Below are 17,826 nucleotides of genomic sequence, written 5' to 3' on the forward strand. Positions count from 1 at the left end.
GAGGTCATACGCTGCTGGCCATCAAGCAGGTAAGCTTTGATTTCTTTTGACGGTGATGGAGCGCCCTCAACGGGGCGAACCGCAAACGAAACTTCGCCTGTTGCATCCCAGGTCATGAGTGCACCGACGGGGAAGCCCTCCGAAATCGAAGCTAAGAGGTCTGTGATTCGATCCTGATTCCAAACCCATCCGCGCTGGAAGTCGGGTAGCTGAAGCTTCCCCTCATGGCACTCGCGCATGAGGTCGCTGAGCTTGTAGGGATTTGTCTGAAATGACGTCGTCAAGATTGCCCCCTGCCATCTGAATGGCGGTTAATTGACTTTACAGAGAAGTATTTAGCAAGAATGTAATGAACGAAATCTGCCTTCGATCACGCCATTTGGTGTACAGAATCGTCAGTCTTGCGCCGTCGATTTGCACCTTCATCCCTCCGAAATCTTCAATGCAGCAATGTTGGCGCGGGCCTGCAGCGCTTCGCCAATTGGAGTGAGCACTTCGTCTGACGGCTTGCCTGGCACCTCAACTTCCCTCTCAATCGTTTCCCTAATTGCTTCGGCAAGGTCAGCCACTCTGCGGCGAATGAAAGGCGCACCCAGCCCCGCCTCTTCTGCGAAGCGCGCCACATTCTCGCCGCCGAACTCCTCCAAGGTTGCCGCGCGGCCAAATCGCATTGCGAGCTTTGGGGAGAGTTCCTTCCACAAGTGCGTAGCGACCAGATCGTAAAGCGGTGCAAGGACCACCTCACCGTTCTCAAGTCTTAGCAGGCTGTAATTTTTGGCGTGTGCATCGGCATTGCCGATGATGAGATTGAAGATCGCAGCGTCAGCTAGCTTCAGCACTTCACGCGCGGGGCGAGTAGCCGCGCTACGAAGAAGCGCGAAGCTATCACGGAAAGTCGGGCCACCCTCTGCAGCGTATTTTCGGTTCGAGGGTACCCCGAGTGCCTGGGCGAAGTCTTCCTGGTGCAGTCTGCGTGCTTTTCCTTCAGCGGAAATCCGATCGTAGCGTTCGACCAGCAGAAACGGCTTCCCCGCAGCAGCGCGCCACTCTGCATGAGCCGCATCGATACCCACGGCGCGTGCCAAAGCGAGGCAGAAGGCCTCGTTCGCAGCCAGGTCGGGAAAGCGGTCTGGTTCTGGCTTTATCAGATGTGTGGAGGGCTCGCCCGGACGTGGGATCGCGATGCCTCCTTCTGCGGTGAGCACCACAGGCAATTTGCTCTGAGCCCCTGCAAGGCTAAGCCTCGCCCCGCCCTCGCCTGCTAGCATGGGCACAGAAGGCAACCGGTCGAGCAGTTCCGCTAGTGCGCCCTCCTGGAGTGGTTCTGGAGCGGTTTTGGAGTAGTCTTGGAGCGGTTCTTCTCCTTGAGGCAAGAATGCGAGCGCACCGGCAACATCTCCACCCAAGGCTTCTAGCAGACGAAATGGATTGTCGGGAGACACTCCCAGTGCCCGGGCGATAGCCGTGCGCTGGCCTTCTTCGGGCAGCAGACCTCCAAAGACAGCTTTGCAGGCATGATCGTCAAATGGCCCTTCTTGCTTTGGCATTGCGCGGGAAAGTGCCGGGGCCTTTTCGTCAGACAGCCAGTCCGGCGAATAAGCGAAATGCATTGCGCCACCCTTGTCGATGGAGAGCTCGCCCGCCTGACGCTCACCCCACCAGACAACCAACGTGTCCAAGATCGGCAGCGTCACTCTGCTTTGTCCTTCTTGGGCTCATCCACTCGACCGGCGATCACGATTCCATCGGGCCGCTTGATCTGAAGTTCGCATCCAAGGGCGGCGAGTACATCGAGCACCTTGCCCATCCGGACAGTGGGTTTTCCTCGCTCCAGCTCGACAAGGAAGCGCAAGCCCACTCCGCTTGCTGCAGCCAGTTCGTCTTGGCGCAGTCCAAGCTCCTTGCGTTCATCGCGAATGATCTGGCCGATAGTGGCAACATCGAGCATGAGTATCACCTTTCCCGAACGGGAAATCTATGCCAATTGCCGATCAATTGCAAGCGAATTTACCCGAACGGGACATTTTCAACTTATCGCCCGATCGCGCGATTGCAATTTTCCCGAACGGGAAACCGACACATTCCGTCGATACCCACTGTGTGAGCCTCAAATCGTTCAATCTCAGGCCAGCAAATCACTGTCCGGCAGAGCAGGCGACCAATTGTGGTGGTGATCCCTCAAAGCGCTTTGCACTTCCGTAAAACCACAAGTGGTTGCAACAGCCCACTTGCCACCATTGCCTTAACCTACGCAAACTTGGCCTTGATGACCTTGCCTCCCGCCCTGAGCTCATCGAGGTGGTCACTCCACCATTGGGCCATTCGCACTCGTTCGTCCCAGTGTTTGCCGCGATGGTAGATGCCGCGCACCGCATTGCTATCGCCATGCGCAAGGGCACGCTCAATCGCATCCGGATTCTACAGACCAGATTCATTCAGGAGCGTTGATGCTGTCGCCCGCAGACCATGAGCGGTGACCTCCTCTTTCGAAAAGCCCATGCGTCGGAACGCAGCATTCAGCGTGTTCTCGCTCATGGGGCGCTTGGATCTTCTTGCAGACGGGAACACATATCCCTCGTAGCCAAGCAGTTCGGCAAGGTCGGTGAGATGGCCGACAACCTGCTTCGAGAGCGGGACAGCGTGTGGGCGGCGCGCCTTCATCTTCCCGGCGGGAATCTTCCAGACACCGTCGATCAGATCGAACTCATGCCACTCGGCGTGCCGGAGCTCGCCGGGGCGCACGAACACATGCGGAGCGATCTGCAAGGCGAACTTGGTGACAATGTAGCCGGTGTAGTCGTCGATGGCGCGCAGCAGCCCTTCCAGCTCGCTCGGCTCGAGGATTGCAGCATAGTGCGTGGCTCGCGGCGTTACGAGAGCTCCCTTCAGCATGCTGGTCGGATCGGCTTTGCAGCGGGTGGTGGCGACACCGTAGCGAAAGACCCGACCTGCGAAGGATCGGCACTTCTTGGCAGTCTCGTGCTTGCCGATGGCTTCCAGCCGCTTGAGCGGAGCGAGCACCTCGAATGGTTCGATATCGTTGATGGTACGGTTGCCGATGGCTGGCGCCAGCTGATCAAGAAAGTAGTTGGCCTTGATGATCGTGGCTTCGGCACGACCATTCTGAACCATGAACTGTTCGATGTACTCGCGCGCGACCGTCTCAAAGGTCTGCGCGGTGAGAAACTCCTCGCGAGTCTTCCGCTTGCGCTTCTCCAGTGCTGGATCGCCGCCGGATGCGACAGCCTGGCGCGCCTCGTAGGTGGCATCGCGCGCTTGTTTGAGGCTGACTTCGGCATAACTGCCAATCGAAAGCTTCTTCTCGATCTTCCCGATCCGGTATCGGAATCGCCACAGCTTGCTGCCAGCGGGCGTGACCTCAACATAGAGGCCACGCTGGTCAGCAACCTTGTATGGCTTGTCTTTGATCTTGAGGGCGCGAAGCCGGGTTTCGGTCAGAGGCATGTGCGGGCCTTTTCCCAATGTGGTTTTCGCAAAGGCCCGCAAAATGCCGAGAACCCCCGAGATTTCGCGGGACGTTCCAAGGGCCAAATCCCCAGGATTTCCGCGGGTTTTATAGAATATTTGGGAGAACGTGAGAAGAACAAATGGTGCCCAGAAGAGGACAAAGATGGGCACTCAGATCATTGGAGAATTTTTGTGACGCTCTGAGCGCGCAGAAAATAACCCGCCTGTCAGTAGCTACCACGCCGCGGCTAACAGTTCGGCCTGGTGGATAACGGTCTGCACAGCCGCGTCTTGGAGGTCCGGCGGATAGCCGTATTTGCGGAGGATGCGTTTCACCAGAACCCGCATTCTCGCGCGTGCCGATTCTCGGTGCGCCCAATCGACACTCGCGTTAGCTTTGAGGTTCTCGACCAGTTCAGCAGCGATGATCTTGAGGCTATCGTTCCCCATGATATCGACCGCGCTCTCATTATCCGCCAGCGCTTCGTAAAAGGCGATCTCCTCGTCGGATAAACCTCCCTCTTCGCCTTGCGCCAATTTCTCGCGTATCTCTTTCGCGAGTTCGATCAGCGTCTGCAGCACCTCGACGGTGCTGACTGCATTTGTGTGATAGCGTGCGATGGCGGCCGACAGCCGTTCGGAGTATTTTCGGCTTTCGACAGCGTGAGTTTGCGACCTGGACCGAATCTTATCGGCGAGCAATTTCTTGAGGGCTTCAAGCGCCAGATTGGGCCGCTCGCTATCACGCATTTCGGCCAAGAACTCATCGGACAGGATGGAGATGTCTGGTGAGGCCATACCCGCCGCTTGCAGGATATCGACAATTTCCGTCGAGACGACGGATCTGTCAATCAGCTGTTGAACCGCGAGTTCGCGATCTTTCTTCGATTTTGTCGCGCTGCTACTTTTGACCAAAGCAGCCCGCACTGTCTGATAGAAAGCCACCTCATCGCGGATGGTCTTTGCCTCATCACTCGCGGACGCCAAGGCGAAGGCCTTGCTCAAGGCTAGGACCGAATCTTGAAAGCGGCGGTGCGCGGCCTTCCGTGCTTCGTCGGTCGATTCCTTCTGCGCCGCTTCTTGCTGGCGAGCCAATATCCACTCCAGCGCCTCGGCGAGACACTTTAACCGCTGGCTCGGTGTTCCATGCATGCCCGGACCGAAATCGAAGCCATGGAACATGTCGCCGACGATTTCGAACCGCTCGAGCATCACGCGGATCGCCAGCTTTTCGTCGATACCCGTTTTCTCACGATCGGATGGCGAGTAGATGCCGAGCGCTGCTTTCAGGCTCTGGGCGATCCCGATGTAATCGACGACGAGCCCGGCTTCCTTATCGCGGAAAACGCGATACACGCGCGCGATGGCCTGCATCAGACCATGGCCGCGCATCGGCTTATCGATATACATCGTGTGCATCGACGGAGCATCGAAGCCGGTCAGCCACATATCACGCACAAGCACGAGCTTGAGCGGGTCGGTCGGATCCTTGGCACGTTTAGCCTGTTCATCCCGGCGTGCCTTCCCGCCGATGTGCGTCTGCCAATCCTGCGGGTCCGAGGCGCTGCCGGTCATCACAACCTTCACAGCACCCTGCGACACATCGTCGGAATGCCATTCCGGACGAAGCGCGACAATCTCGTCATAGAGCGCCACACAGATCCGGCGGCTCATGCAAACGGCCATTGCCTTGCCGTCTAACGCTTCCAGCCTTCGTTCGAGATGCTCCACAAGGCCGGCAGCAACGAGCCGCAATCTCGCGTTCGAACCCACCAATCGTTCCACTGCCGCCCAACGCGCCTTCAGCTTCTCCTGATCCGAGGCTGCCTCGTCCTCAGTCAGTTCCTCCACCTCGGCATCGATAAGTAGCACCTGGTCTTCCGGCAGTTCGATGCGCGCCAATCGGCTTTCGTAATAGATTGGCACTGTGGCACCGTCTTCGACCGCACGGCTGATGTCGTAGATATCGACATAATCGCCGAACACCGCAGGCGTGTTCACATCGTCCTTCTCGATCGGCGTTCCGGTGAACCCAATGAAGGATGCGTTAGGCAGGGCATCGCGCAGATACTTCGCGTGGCCATAAGCGCGTTTGCCAGTCTTGGTGTCGATGCGCGCGCGGAAGCCGTATTGTGATCGGTGCGCTTCGTCCGCCATCACAATGATGTTCTGCCGCTCACTCACAGGTGCGAGTTCATCCTCACCCTCGGTCGCCGCGAATTTCTGGATCGTTGTGAAGATCACGCCGCCCGCCGCTCGGTCAAGCTGCGTGCGCAGATCATCGCGGCTGTCGGCCTGAACCGGCTTCTGACGAATGAGATCGCTGCACATTGCGAATGTGCCGAACAGCTGATCGTCGAGGTCATTGCGGTCAGTGATGACTACAATGGTGGGATTTTCCAACGCAGGATCGCGAACGAGCAGACCTGCGTAGAACGCCATCAGCAGGCTCTTGCCCGAACCCTGCGTATGCCAGATGACCCCGATCTTCTTGTCGCCCGGCGCCTGCTCTGTCTGGCTTGGCAAACCATAATTGAGCGGACTTTCGCGTAACGGGCCGTCGCCTCTAGCAGTCGCATAGGGCAAAGCACGAAGCGTTGCTGACAAGGCGTTCTGGGCAGCGAAGAATTGGTGATACGCCGCGACTATTTTGACAATCCCGCTGCCGGTATCGCCAAACACTGTGAAATCGCGCAGCAGACGCAGCATGTTGCCTCGGTCCAACACACCTTTGATCAACGTCTCAAGCTGAGGGTCGCTAGTCGGCGCGATAGTTTCGCCGTCGACCGACCGCCAGGGCATGAAGCGCTCTTCATCGGCAGTCAGAGAACCGGCTCGCGCCTTGATGCCGTCAGACGTGACCAAGACAGCATTGGTTCGAAACAGCGAAGGTATCTGCGCCTTGTAGGTCTGAAGTTGACTGAAGGCGCCGGCCAAAGTCGCGTTCTCATCGCCTGGGTTTTTCAGCTCGAGCACGCCGAGCGGCAAGCCGTTGACGAACAGCACCACATCTGGACGGCGATTGTGTCCCTGCTCGATAACCGTGAATTGGTTCACGGCCAGCCAGTCATTCTGATCGAAACCCCCGCTGCCACCGAAATCGATCAGGCGAACTCGGTCTCCGCGCATAGTGCCTTCGTCATAGAATTCGACGGGCACGCCCTCGACCAAGTATTGATGAATCCGCCGGTTCTCCTCCACCAACGATGGCGTCTCGCTCGCTAGAACGCGGCGAATGGCCTCTTCGCGCGTATCAGCAGGAATTTCGGGGTTCAGCCGCCCGACTGCATCGCGTAGATGGTCCAGCAAGACGACATCTTGATAGGCAGCGCGCAAAGGCTGCGGGCTGTCCGGAGACACATCAGGTCCGTGCGCGATCGTCCAGCCCAATTCACTGAGCCATTCGAGCGCCGCTTCCTCGACGTGATCTTCGACGAACTTGCCCACTAGGCGAGCTTCTCGAAGCCGCGGCGCACTACACCCGCCATAAGGTCACGTCGTTGTCCAAGGAACTGGTCGTAAGGCATCGCCTCCCATCCCATTGGCAAGCCATGAGACCGATGCATTTCGGCCCAGTCCTCATCGGAGAAGCGAACCCTGATCTGCGGCACATAGTCCTGCGGCGCCTTGGCGCTGATGTCGATATTGTCCGGCCATTCCACCAGAGCATAATTCGCCATCTGGTTGCGCATCCGCTGGTCGCTTACGCCTTGCGCTTCAAGCCAGGCTTTGGGGAACAGATGGTGCCGCTCCAGTGCCTTCTTCGTCGTCTTGATGGTGGGGTCCAGCATATCGGAAACGGTCTTGTGCGAGAACAGCACTGGTGCACCGAGCCGGTTCTGCGCTGCGAAAAATGCGAACAGCTGCGGATTGCGGGCAGACGAACTGTCGAACTGCGATGGCAGGGTGATCTGCCAGAAATCGTTGGTCAATTCGCTGGTGATCTCTCCGTCGAGCCACGACAGGAAGGCTTCGCCGGTATCGATTTCGCGTATGCGGGCGAGATCGCCATCCATCACGGTTTCGGGCGAACTGGTGTAGCGACCGGTTAGGGAAGCGAAGAAGAACCAGCGACCGATTGCCCGCTGTAATTGATGTTCGGCCAGACCGAAGCGAACCTTGCCGATCAGGTAGAAGGCATAGCCAAACAGCAGCGCATTGGTGGACGAAACGAGTTCGCCGCTGCGGAAGCCCGCGCCCACCAACGCTTTGAAATATTGGTGCAAGTTGTTGAGGTTGAGGGTGTGTTCCTGCGCCTCGGCCAAGATATCGAATTGATCCTGCCGTCGCTGGGGATCGTATTCGCCAGTGTCCGGATCCTTGCCCCGCAGCACCTGATACACGCTTTTTAGACGGCCACGATTGAAGGCCAGCGCGACTGCCACGCGGAGAAGCTGGTCAGGATCCGGCTCGAGAAAGTGGTTGAACGGGGACGTGTCCGAGCCTTTCGCCGGAACGCGCGCGGCCCTGCAGAACTGTTCGAGATCGGTGCGGCCCTTTTCCCAGAATACGGACAGCAGCGTGAGGATGAAGTCGGCCTGGTTGAGCTTCACCCCCTCGCTGTTGATGCGCACGAAAATGTCGGCAACCTGCTCTTCCTCGACTGACTGCGCGATCTCCAGCGCAGTGAAAGGGTATTTCTGCAGGTCGAACAAGCGGTCGAGGTTATGGGCGATATGCTCTTCCTCGGCCTCGCTCAATTCCACCTTCTGGCCCAGCTTGTCGATGAAACCATTGACCAGCTTGCGGCTCGACGCACCCGAAGACCATAATTGCGAGATGTTGGGAATCCATTCCGGATCGCGCCGAATGGCAGCATCCGCAACCTCGAACTTCCCATCGCTAGGGCGAAAAGCGATTTCGATCTGGCGGTAGGCGTAATTCTCGTCGAGCACCTTCTGGCCCCGAAACACGGCATAGAGCGAGGTGAGCCGCTGCTGCCCGTCCACGATCAGTCGGGCGGGCACATCGCGCTGCTTTTCATCGAAACCGATCTGCTTCGCACCGCTCTCGACGGCATTCTCCCAGAACAGGAGATAGCCCACCGGGAAGCCGCGATACATAGAATCGAACAGGTCGCGGACCTTGGCGTTCTTCCAGACGAAGGGGCGTTGAATATCGGGTAGGCCGATATCGCCTACGTCGATGAAGTGCAGCAAACTGGACAAATCGTAGTCCACGCGCTTGAAACAGGTCTTGAGTTCGCTCACCAATTTCCCCCTTTAACAGAGCCGTTTACTTCAGTTCTGCGGGCGTAACTGTAAGCAGATGATCAAGAACAACGCCAGCGTCTGACAGGCTTTTCAACCGGAAGCGGATCAGGTCGGCCCTGCCTAGCTGGGGCATATTTTCGAGGCTACTATGCCGCCCATAGAGCGGTTGGCCGTTCGCATTCTTCTTGGCGTGAAGCGCGGATGCGGGCGATAGAGTGGCAGAAGGGCCGCCGGCAAGGCGTGCGACTGCCTTTTCAAGGCACTACAAATTGGCGGGCACCTGAGCGTTCTTTTCGAACATCAGTTCGATCCGCGCTCCGCCAGAGGTGGTCAGGACATAGCGAGCAGCCTTGCTGTCTTGATGGCCAAGGGGATGTTCTGCGGCGAGGCTGTCGAGCAGCGCAACGACTGCCTTCTTGAGTTGGTCGCGGTCTATCATGCGTGTTCGATCTCCCGCTCCGCTTCACCGACGCGGGTTTCGCCGGACATCAGCTTGGGCAGCAGCAAGTCGCGGGTCTGGGCAAGCGTGCGGCTCTCGAGTTCGTTGGCAATAGTTCGCTCAACGAGTGGCTCCATAATAGCGGACAGTTTTTCGAGCAAATCAGGAGCAGGCACCACACACATTGCTTCCTTGAGATGCCCCCGCTTGATGTGCCCCATTGTCGTAGCCTTCGATGCGGCGATTAGCTGAAATTCGGCGAGGTGGTGCCAAACCCAATGACTGTAAAACCAAGGGGGGAATTCGTCCGACGTGACCTTGAAAAGATGCTGGTTGAGCGCGCCCGGCCCGTGTGTCCAAAATTTGGCCAGCAGACTGCCTGACCACGAAAAAATGAAGTCACCATCGCCTATAACGTATTTTCCTGGCACATCTGTCGAAGCGCGATTAGACTTCGACGTAGGGCCGGTGCGCAGTTCGGTGATTTTGATCACTGGCAAGCTGTCATCGCCATCCGCGGCGGGGTATTTCTGAAGTGCGAGGCCATTGAGGAAACTTGCGATTTCGTCCAGCGGAGTAGCGTTCCACCCCTCCGGCACGCCGTCATCGTCGAGGCAGTTGGGGAAGAGGGACCAGAGGTTTGGCGCGAGGTAAGGGGTGTCTCCGGCCATCTTGGCCTTCACCGGGCCGAAGTCGACAAACCAGTCGCGGAACAGCGCCCGCGCCTGCGCCTCCAGCGTCTCGTTCATCCGCCGGTTCAGCTCGATCTTGTTGTCGAGGGCGGAAAGAACTGACGCAATTTCTTGCTGGATCTTCAGGCCCGGAACTCGAAACTCGAGATTGCTCAGGTCCGAACCGGTAATCCCAGCTACTGCAACTTGGCGGCGTATTGTATCCAGAGAATGGTGGCCTGCTGGTGAAGCGAAATAGTAATATAAGAAGTCCGACGAAGCTAGAGACGGCTCTGGCCTTGCTCGTATAATCGAAGACTCGAAAGCAGTGGGTTCGAGCACCTCCGCGACAAGGGTGCATTTTCCGGCTCCTTCCGCGGTCAACGAACGGCGAGCAAATATAAGGTCGCCTTTTTCCAACGAAAATCGGTTAAGTTCTTTGTCGCTAAGGTCGACGCGCTTCATCGGAACGTCGGTTAGACGTGAGTAAGCAAATAGCTCACCCATATTGACCATTTTTGCTCCCCTGCCGTGGAATTCTTTCTTCTTGTAGATGCCGTTGCGAACTGGCTGGGCTAGCAGGCTACCAAAACGGACAGTTTGCCAATCAGTCATTGGGCACAACCCGCCTGTTCATTTTTCGAATGAGCTTCGTCAGCCGCTCGCCCTCGTCGAACTGTTCCTCGAGTGTCGCCTGCAACGCAGCGAACTTCTCGCTAAACGGCACGCCATCGTCCTCGACATCTTCCGCGCCGACATAGCGCCCCGGCGTCAGCACATAACCGTGCTTCGCGACCTCCTCATGGCTTGCAGAATAGGCGAAGCCGGGGACGTCCTCGTAGTCTTTGCCCTCGCGCCAGGCATGGTAGGTATCGGTAATCCGCGCGATATCGTCGTCCGAGAACTCACGCCGGGTGCGGTCGACCATGTGGCCGAGATTGCGGGCATCGATGAACAGGATTTCGCCGCGCCGGTCGCGCAGCTTGGCATCGCCGACCAGCCCGTTCGACTTGTCCTTGGCAAGGAACCACAGACAGACCGGGATCTGCGTTGAATAGAACAGCTGGCCCGGCATCGCGATCATGCAGTCGATCACGTCGCCTTCGACCATTGCTTGCCGGATCTCTCCTTCACCGCTCTGCGTGGAGGACATGGACCCGTTGGCGAGCACCACGCCCGCCGTGCCTGCTGGCGCAAGATGATGCAGGATGTGCTGCAGCCAGGCGAAGTTCGCATTGCCCGCAGGCGGTATACCGAACTTCCAGCGCCCGTCTTCACGTAGCTGGTTACCGCCCCAGTCAGATACGTTGAACGGTGGATTGGCGAGCACGTAATCGGCGCGCAGGTCTGGCAATTCGTCGCGGTGGAAGCTGCCGTCGCTGTTCCAGCGGATGTCTGCGTCGATTCCGCGCACTGCCAGGTTCATCATGCACAGCCGCCAGGTCGTATGGTTCGATTCCTGACCATAGACAGCGATGTCGCCAATGCGCCCACCATGGTTCTCGACGAACTTTTCGGACTGCACGAACATGCCGCCCGATCCGCAGCAAGGATCGTAGACCCGGCCATCATGCGGCTGCAACATTTCGACCATCGTTCGCACGACGGATCGCGGCGTGTAGAACTCACCACCTCGCTTGCCTTCGGCCCCCGCGAACTGGCCGAGGAAGTATTCGTAGACGCGGCCGAGCACATCGCGGCTCTGCCCCTCATCGGACTTGAAGCCAATGCCGGAGATAAGGTCGATCAGCTCCCCCAGCATGACGGGGTTGAGCGCAGGGCGGGCGTAGTCCTTCGGCAGCACGCCCTTCAGCGAAGGGTTCACTTTCTCGATCTCGAGCATCGCTTCGTCGATCAGCTTGCCGATACCGGGCTGCTTGGCGCTGGCCTGCAAGTGCGCCCAGCGTGCGGGCTTGGGCACCCAGAAGACGTTGTCGGCCCGGTATTCGTCCTCATCCTCGACGCCGTCCGGATACTCCTTTTCGAGTTCGGCACGCTTCGCCATGAAGCCATCGGATATGTGCTTGAGGAAGATCAGGCCGAGGACGACGTGCTTGTAATCGGACGGCTCCATATTGGCGCGGATCTTGTCCGCCGCCTTGAACAGCTCCGCCTCGAAACCGAGGTCGCCGCCTTTAGATTTTCCTGCTTTTTTTGCCATATTCACCCCTCATGCCGTGCGGCTAAGCAAGCGATAGCAAGGCAAGGCACGTATCGCCATCGCGAAGGAGGCGGAGCTCGGTATTCTTACAACTGATGCAGACAGATGCAGTCCTGTGGCGATCATTGCATTGCCATCTCTCGCAGCCCGCGCTCCATATCGAGCGCATAATCAGCCAGTATCGGCACCAGAGAGTGCTCCCGCCGCCGACGCAGGAAGCCCGATACAAGCCCGATGGCCGCAGCCTCGAAGCGCAAGCCATCGTGGCCTTGCGCAACCAGCCATGCGATTTTGGCAAGCGCCAGCAGCAGACAGTCAAGCTCGACGTGGTCGCGCAACGCTTTCCATTCGCGAGCTTTCTTGGGTCGAGAGACCGCAGGTTTCGCAGCAACCATTTCCTCCGGGACGCCCACACGAAGCAGAACCTGGCTGAGATGCGACCAGGTGCGCCCGCCTCCCTTGAGCATCAGACCAAGATCGAGATGGGGTCGAGGCCCCCGGCGCCCAGGCTGATCGATGAGCTGCGGAGGCAAAGGCAAGCCGTGCGCCATGCTGGTAAGGACCAGCACCGGTATGTCGGTGGCCAGACCCCCATAGGTAAGCACAGGCGTATCTGCGCGTGCGCGCAGATATGCGAACAGCTGTGCGACGATTGCTTCCTCGTCACCCCAGCCGTGTTCGGTCCATGATGCCACCTCGCCTGTAGCGACGCGCCCTTCGGCATCAACGGAGAACTCGAATACGGATGCCGCCATCACGCGCCTGACGGCCGTCGCGCGCCGCTGCGATTTTGGATCCATTGCGCGGTGCGTTTCAAAGAGGTTTTCGTCCCAATACATTTCGAGATCGAGCGCGAGGTAAGTGTCCGTTTTCATGTGTGTTTTCCTTTCGATTCTCCGTAAGCAGTTCCCACTGCGGCTTGGAGAAGAGGAGGCTGTTCCGGCGGATGGCGCGCGCGCTGTCCTGCGCGGTCCAAGCGCCTGAGCGCATGGCGCGCTGGCGGAACCCAGCGACGACAATCAGTCAGATTTTAGGGAAAGCCCTCTGCGGTGGTGGCCGCCGAGGCTTGAGAAGATGGAGGCCGGGTCGTCCTGCAGGGCCGCCCGACTTCCAGGTTTTCAGCGATGACGCTCGAACGCCGTGATCGGCTTTGTGAAGAACTCCGGCAGGCCGTTTTCCCGATACCAGCTGCGCTCTGCAGCGAGGTCCGATCGGCCCATTTCTTTCCACCAGACCTTGCGGACCGCATCCCAGCGGTATCCGCGGGCCTTCAGGCGGTCCTTGGCGCTGTATGGCGCGCGGCATGCTTGAACCTGTTCGGTAATCTGCGACGAAGCCTCGAGCAGGCGCTGCAGATGGGTCTGCGGCCGATGTTCGCCCGGACCCGTCTGCTCCTGTTGGAGGAGGTGGAACAGCGACCAGACGTCTTCCGCTGCGCGGTGGGCGTTCGTGAACCAGCCATGCTGGGCGAGGAGGTGTTGCTGCGAGCGGCCTTCATAGCAAAGCAGTTGCCAGTCGATCTCCGTGCACGAACAGGCCCAGGCCTTGCCGGCAAGGGCGGGATAGCGCTTCTCGAGCCAGGCGGCGTCGAACCGCGCATTGTGAGCCACGATGATGTCTGCCCTGTCGAGCAGCGATGCTGCCATCGGATCGTTGATCGACTTGCCGGCCACATGCTCGGCTGCAAGGCAGGTCAGAAGCGTGATCCGGGGATCAATCGCAACGCCCGGATCCTCCAGCCAGCTGACCGGTCCTATGTGGCCCGCAACCACGCCGTCATCGTCGACGAAGACGAGCATGATGGCGAGTTCGATCAGGTGGTCGTTCTCCACATCGAGGCCGGTGCACTCGACATCGACGATCGCGATGCACCGTCCAGGCGGCGGGGAGCCGCCTGATGGCATATCGGTATGGGGCCGGGGAATCTGCCGCAAGACGCGATACCTTTCGTCCTGTTCGATCATCTGGACCAGCATATCGCTGGCCTTCTGTGCACTCATGGGGTTCATGGTGGTTTTTTTTCAATGGAAACCGGCGAGGCCTGGCCGAGCGGATGTGCCCTGCCTTTTTTTCCTTCACCTGCCGGTTCCACGACCGGCATCCCTTCCAATGCTCTTTCTGCTCCGGGACTTGAGGCCCGCTGCGCGCTTTTCCCACGGGAAGTCCATGCGGGGGGCTGATGCGGTCCACGCCCAACCCCAGCCCGAATGGAATTACCGCAACTTCCGGGCGGACGATCGCTGCTGAAAGCCAGCCCCCCCTTCGCAGAAAGCATCGTGCCTCGGTCAGTAAGAACCCCGCTGCATCGCGGCCGCCTGCTGCCTCGCCAGTCTGGCGCGATGCTTCTTTGCGTCGTCATCCAGCTGCGTTTGTTGTTCCTGTGACAGGGCGACCGGCCATTTGGCGAGCTGGGCTTTTGCCTGCGCTGCTGCCAAGAAGCGGGCCGCATTGCTTTCTTCACGAGCGGCCCGCCATTCGGTCAAGCGCTTCTCGCTGCGTTGCGCCCCTTCTTCCGCGATCCGCTTCATGAGGGACTTCCAGAGAACGGTTTCGGACCAGGATCGCGCCTCGGCCCGTTCCTCTTCAGGCAACTTCTCGATTACGGCATCTCTCCCTTCTGCAAGCGTTTGGGCGGTGCACGTTTCGACAATCTTCGGCCCGACCCGCTTCACGAAGTCGACCTGGCGTTGCTCCATGCGGGCAAATTCCTTCTGCACTTGCAGGTCACGAAGCCCACGTTCGGTCAGCCGGTTCACGAACCAGATTTTGGGATCCGGGAAGAGAATATCCCGATGGCGGGCGACGAACACGGTATCGTTCTTTATCCTCGCGGCATACGCGCGCGCAGCCTCCACCTCGCGGGCGATGTCGTCGGCCTTCGAGGTAAGAGCGCTCGCGCCTTCGGCGTATTCGGGAGTCGGTCTGCCTGTCTGGGGCGTCGATGGTGCCGTCGTTGGAGCTTGTTTTTTCCGCCTGGCTGCCGCGAGCTCCGCGATTTCCGCAAGCCTCTGCTCGAGGCTTTTCATTGCTGCCATGAGCGCCGGATCGAGGATCGGTTTTCTCGGCGGTGCCACAGGGGAGAGCCGCTTTACGAGCCCGACCTGCGTTTCAACCGGACGTATGACCGACGACAGAGGCGCTTTGCGCGGGTGTTCGGTGGAGACAGCCTTGAGAAACGCGCGCGGAGGCGGCTTGTAGCCCGAGACCGGTTTCAGCTTGAACTCCCGTTTGACAGGTGGCGGCCCGCTTGCCGCTTGAAGATCGACAACCGGGGGTGTCCGTGGGGCCGCCACAGGTGCCAGATGGCCTGCCGAGGTTTTCGAAGTCCATGGCTTCACCCGGTGCAATACTGCGGAAATAGGAGGAGGTGGCTCAATCGATACCTTGGTCAATTTCGCTTGAGCCTCGGCCGATACTTTCATCGGCTCGGTGACCGGACGAAGCGCTGTTTGCTGGGGCGCCGGAGGCATCCGGACAGGCTCAATCCTGCACGATTTGTCGATGGATTGAAGAGCTGTAATCTTGGCAATCCTGCCGTCGGTATCGGCAGGGTTTCGCACTGGCTCGACCCGGGTCAACCTCGACCACGAGACGGTGGTCGCGAATGGCCTCAAATTAAAAGCAGAGCCCTGAACCGTGGGAACAGACTCGAAGATCGAAGCGACCGGTTTGGCGGGTTCGACGGGGTTGACCGCTCTTAACACGGGCCGGCCGGCTTCTTCTACCGACTGCACGGGCCCCACCGATATGCTCTTGGCTGGACGAACGGGACGGGCGACCGGTCGAAGGCTGGGCTGGAACCGTTCAGCAGCCGACATGATCGGCTTAATCTTTTTCAAGAGGTCCGTCGGTGTTCTCGCCGTGACCTTTCGCAGTCCACCAGCCCCGAGCTTGTGTTCTGTAGCCGCGGCCACCGCGTCTGGCTTGATTGTCAGTGGTCGGCGCGCCGGTGGCGTCACCTGCTGCAGGTGGTTCCGAAAAATCGCCGTAGCTACAGCTTTGACCTTCGTGAATGCCTGCCTTTGAGGTCCGAGCACGCGCTCGATCCTCGGCCGTTCAGGGGCCATTACCGCGTCTGATACTGCTCGCAGATCGACCGGCTTGTGGCGGACAAGGTCGATACGCGCGATTGCAGCCAGCTTGCGCTTCAGCGCCTTCGTCCGGCGCTCCTCGCGTTTCTTGGCCATCTTCTCTTCATGCGCGATGTTGGCCTCGATGATCCGCCGGTTGGCTTCGTTGTCGGCGACGAATTTTCCTTCGCGAGATTCTCTCGTCTTCCGCTTGTCGAGCTTCTTTTGCGGCTTGTGCGCAAGGCCGCGTTCGGCGTTCGACAGATGCGTGTAGTGACGGTCGGTCCCGGCGCGCGCAAGGGTGGCGGTCATGATTTCGGCAACGCGGCGGCGTGCGTGTCGCCAGTAGGCAGCACCATCCAGATCACTCCGAAAATCATCCGCGACATCCCAGCTGTATGGCGCAGTGCGCGTCATCGGTCGCCAGCTGGCCCAGATGTGCGCATGAAAGTTGCGCTGATCGCTTTTCCGGTCAGGGCGATGAAGAGAGGCTGCGTAGGGAAGCCCGTGCCGTCCGAAGAGCTCGTGGCATACGGCTTTGAGAATCGCCGCGCGGACCTCTTGCGGCACGTCATGCGGAAATTGAACGACAATATTCACACCAAGCTTGGCGTTGGCCCTGGTCTCGCGCTGCGCGGCCTCGATAAGATCCGCGGCCATCATGATCTCATGGATATCCTCGCCCATGTTGCTCTGGACGACTGGTTTCCCATTCGCGTCCAGTTCGCAGGACGCGGGGTTGAGGTCGTAAGCGATCCGCCGACCGACGATGCCGAATGAATGCTTCTGCGCGCCGTCGTATCCGATGGTCATCACGATGCCGCGTCGGCCCTGTCGATCAAGGATCGCACCGTCATAGGCTGGGAGCGAGACGACAAGTTCTGTCGGCGTCACCCTCCGTTCCCCGCGCTTGAATTGCCGCCGGTTTTCAGGCTCGACGCGAACACTTGTTTTCTTCGGCGGAAAGCGTCTTTCCACCTTGTCGAAGTAGCGCTGGATGGCCTTGTTCAGCCGCGCTTGACGATTGTCGTCGCGGCAGATCACCGCCATTCGGCGCCGCTCCCGGCGCTGTTCAGCTTGCGTGTCGCGCTTCTGCACGGTCAGCTCTCTCAGCGCCTTCGCCGTGAGGGACACGGCCGTCCCGTCGACCATGTGGGAATAGGTGCGCGCGACAGCGTCGCGCTCTCGGGCTGTGGGGGGTATGGGGGGTCTTTTCGTTTGCCGCATCGGTAAACAATTTCTCTCGCTTATCCCCCCACACCTCCTTTCTGCCTGATTGCGTACTTCAATTCTTGGCGACCCTATCAGATCAATCGCTGCCAGTGGGATCGTGGGCGCGCGCTAGCCAGTTAGAGTGTTTCAACACCGTTGGTACAATCTAGACCCCGCTCGTTTGCAGATCGGGTCTGCCGACGCTTTCAAAAAAGGGAAAACGCTTCGGCCCATCTTGCAGGCAATCAGGCGCGCTTGTCAGTCGATGACTGAGATAAGCTGGCGAGGTCACTGAAGAAATGCATCAGCGAGGCCGGCCCAAGCTAAGAAGTGTCAAAGGCGCGAATGACAGCTTTGCGCCCCAATAGCGGCCATAAAGTCAGGCGAGGACAAGCCTGAAAGCTGCCGTTCCATAGTTTCGTCTGATTGAGGAAAATAAGCCTTCAATCGCAATAGGTCGAAAAATTTTTTTCGCGATGCGTCTTGGTCGCTGAAGTGCGGCGTATGAAATCCTCATTAAGTTCGGCTTTGCCGTAACGTGACCGTGCACGAATTAAGTTGCTCCTTCATTATGATTTTCGGATGAGCACCA

At 59.0% G+C, this 17,826-nt stretch carries 11 protein-coding genes and 1 pseudogene; all 12 read right to left on the reverse strand.

Annotation, left to right across the window (positions count from 1 at the left end; genetic code table 11):
* A partial coding sequence (locus tag ACGHJ7_RS14030) for a DUF262 domain-containing protein (RefSeq protein WP_390478948.1) occupies window positions 1–284 on the reverse strand: 284 nt, incomplete at its 3' end.
* Between the two features lie 138 nt (window positions 285–422).
* Window positions 423–1,694, reverse strand: a complete 1,272-nt coding sequence (locus ACGHJ7_RS14035; RefSeq protein ID WP_390478951.1) for a type II toxin-antitoxin system HipA family toxin — start codon at window positions 1,692–1,694, stop codon at window positions 423–425.
* Entirely contained in the window at window positions 1,691–1,948 is a 258-nt protein-coding gene (locus ACGHJ7_RS14040; RefSeq protein ID WP_390478954.1) for a helix-turn-helix transcriptional regulator, read from the reverse strand. Before ACGHJ7_RS14040 ends, ACGHJ7_RS14035 begins: the two co-directional genes overlap by 4 nt.
* Before the next feature lie 299 nt (window positions 1,949–2,247).
* Window positions 2,248–3,465 (reverse strand): annotated as a pseudogene (locus ACGHJ7_RS14045) (tyrosine-type recombinase/integrase).
* 237 nt (window positions 3,466–3,702) lie between these two features.
* Window positions 3,703–6,915 (reverse strand): type I restriction endonuclease subunit R, encoded by a 3,213-nt coding sequence (locus tag ACGHJ7_RS14050; protein WP_390478957.1) that lies wholly within the window; start codon window positions 6,913–6,915, stop codon window positions 3,703–3,705.
* Window positions 6,915–8,678 (reverse strand): DUF262 domain-containing protein, encoded by a 1,764-nt coding sequence (locus ACGHJ7_RS14055; protein ID WP_390478959.1) that lies wholly within the window; start codon window positions 8,676–8,678, stop codon window positions 6,915–6,917. The genes ACGHJ7_RS14050 and ACGHJ7_RS14055 overlap by 1 nt, the downstream gene beginning before the upstream one ends.
* A gap of 265 nt (window positions 8,679–8,943) precedes the next feature.
* The gene (locus ACGHJ7_RS14060; protein WP_390478962.1) at window positions 8,944–9,120 is read right to left on the reverse strand and encodes a hypothetical protein; all 177 of its coding nucleotides are present in this window, start codon (window positions 9,118–9,120) and stop codon (window positions 8,944–8,946) included.
* On the reverse strand, window positions 9,117–10,406 hold the full coding sequence (locus ACGHJ7_RS14065; RefSeq protein WP_390478965.1) for a restriction endonuclease subunit S: 1,290 nt from the start codon (window positions 10,404–10,406) through the stop codon (window positions 9,117–9,119). Before ACGHJ7_RS14065 ends, ACGHJ7_RS14060 begins: the two co-directional genes overlap by 4 nt.
* A complete protein-coding gene (locus ACGHJ7_RS14070) occupies window positions 10,399–11,952 on the reverse strand; it encodes a type I restriction-modification system subunit M (RefSeq protein WP_390478968.1) in 1,554 nt (517 codons plus the stop codon). The genes ACGHJ7_RS14065 and ACGHJ7_RS14070 overlap by 8 nt, the downstream gene beginning before the upstream one ends.
* A 122-nt stretch (window positions 11,953–12,074) precedes the next feature.
* Window positions 12,075–12,827: a hypothetical protein gene (locus ACGHJ7_RS14075; RefSeq protein WP_390478971.1), complete on the reverse strand. Its 753-nt coding sequence runs from the start codon at window positions 12,825–12,827 to the stop codon at window positions 12,075–12,077.
* A gap of 243 nt (window positions 12,828–13,070) precedes the next feature.
* Window positions 13,071–13,952, reverse strand: a complete 882-nt coding sequence (locus tag ACGHJ7_RS14080) for a 3'-5' exonuclease (protein ID WP_390478974.1) — start codon at window positions 13,950–13,952, stop codon at window positions 13,071–13,073.
* 285 nt (window positions 13,953–14,237) lie between these two features.
* Window positions 14,238–17,174: a MobA/MobL family protein gene (locus ACGHJ7_RS14085; RefSeq protein WP_390478976.1), complete on the reverse strand. Its 2,937-nt coding sequence runs from the start codon at window positions 17,172–17,174 to the stop codon at window positions 14,238–14,240.
* Window positions 17,175–17,826 lie beyond the last annotated feature (652 nt).

The organism is Altererythrobacter sp. MTPC7 (assembly GCF_042851395.1).
GTDB lineage: Bacteria > Pseudomonadota > Alphaproteobacteria > Sphingomonadales > Sphingomonadaceae > CAJXSN01.

Excerpts from the sequence above, each read along its gene's own strand:
- ACGHJ7_RS14040 (WP_390478954.1), bottom strand. The coding sequence starts at position 1,948 with ATGCTCGATGTTGCCACTATCGGCCAGATCATTCGCGATGAACGCAAG.
- ACGHJ7_RS14060 (WP_390478962.1), bottom strand. The coding sequence starts at position 9,120 with ATGATAGACCGCGACCAACTCAAGAAGGCAGTCGTTGCGCTGCTCGAC.
- ACGHJ7_RS14065 (WP_390478965.1), bottom strand. The coding sequence starts at position 10,406 with ATGACTGATTGGCAAACTGTCCGTTTTGGTAGCCTGCTAGCCCAGCCA.
- ACGHJ7_RS14070 (WP_390478968.1), bottom strand. The coding sequence starts at position 11,952 with ATGGCAAAAAAAGCAGGAAAATCTAAAGGCGGCGACCTCGGTTTCGAG.
- ACGHJ7_RS14075 (WP_390478971.1), bottom strand. The coding sequence starts at position 12,827 with ATGAAAACGGACACTTACCTCGCGCTCGATCTCGAAATGTATTGGGAC.
- ACGHJ7_RS14080 (WP_390478974.1), bottom strand. The coding sequence starts at position 13,952 with ATGAGTGCACAGAAGGCCAGCGATATGCTGGTCCAGATGATCGAACAG.
- ACGHJ7_RS14085 (WP_390478976.1), bottom strand. The coding sequence starts at position 17,174 with ATGGTCGACGGGACGGCCGTGTCCCTCACGGCGAAGGCGCTGAGAGAG.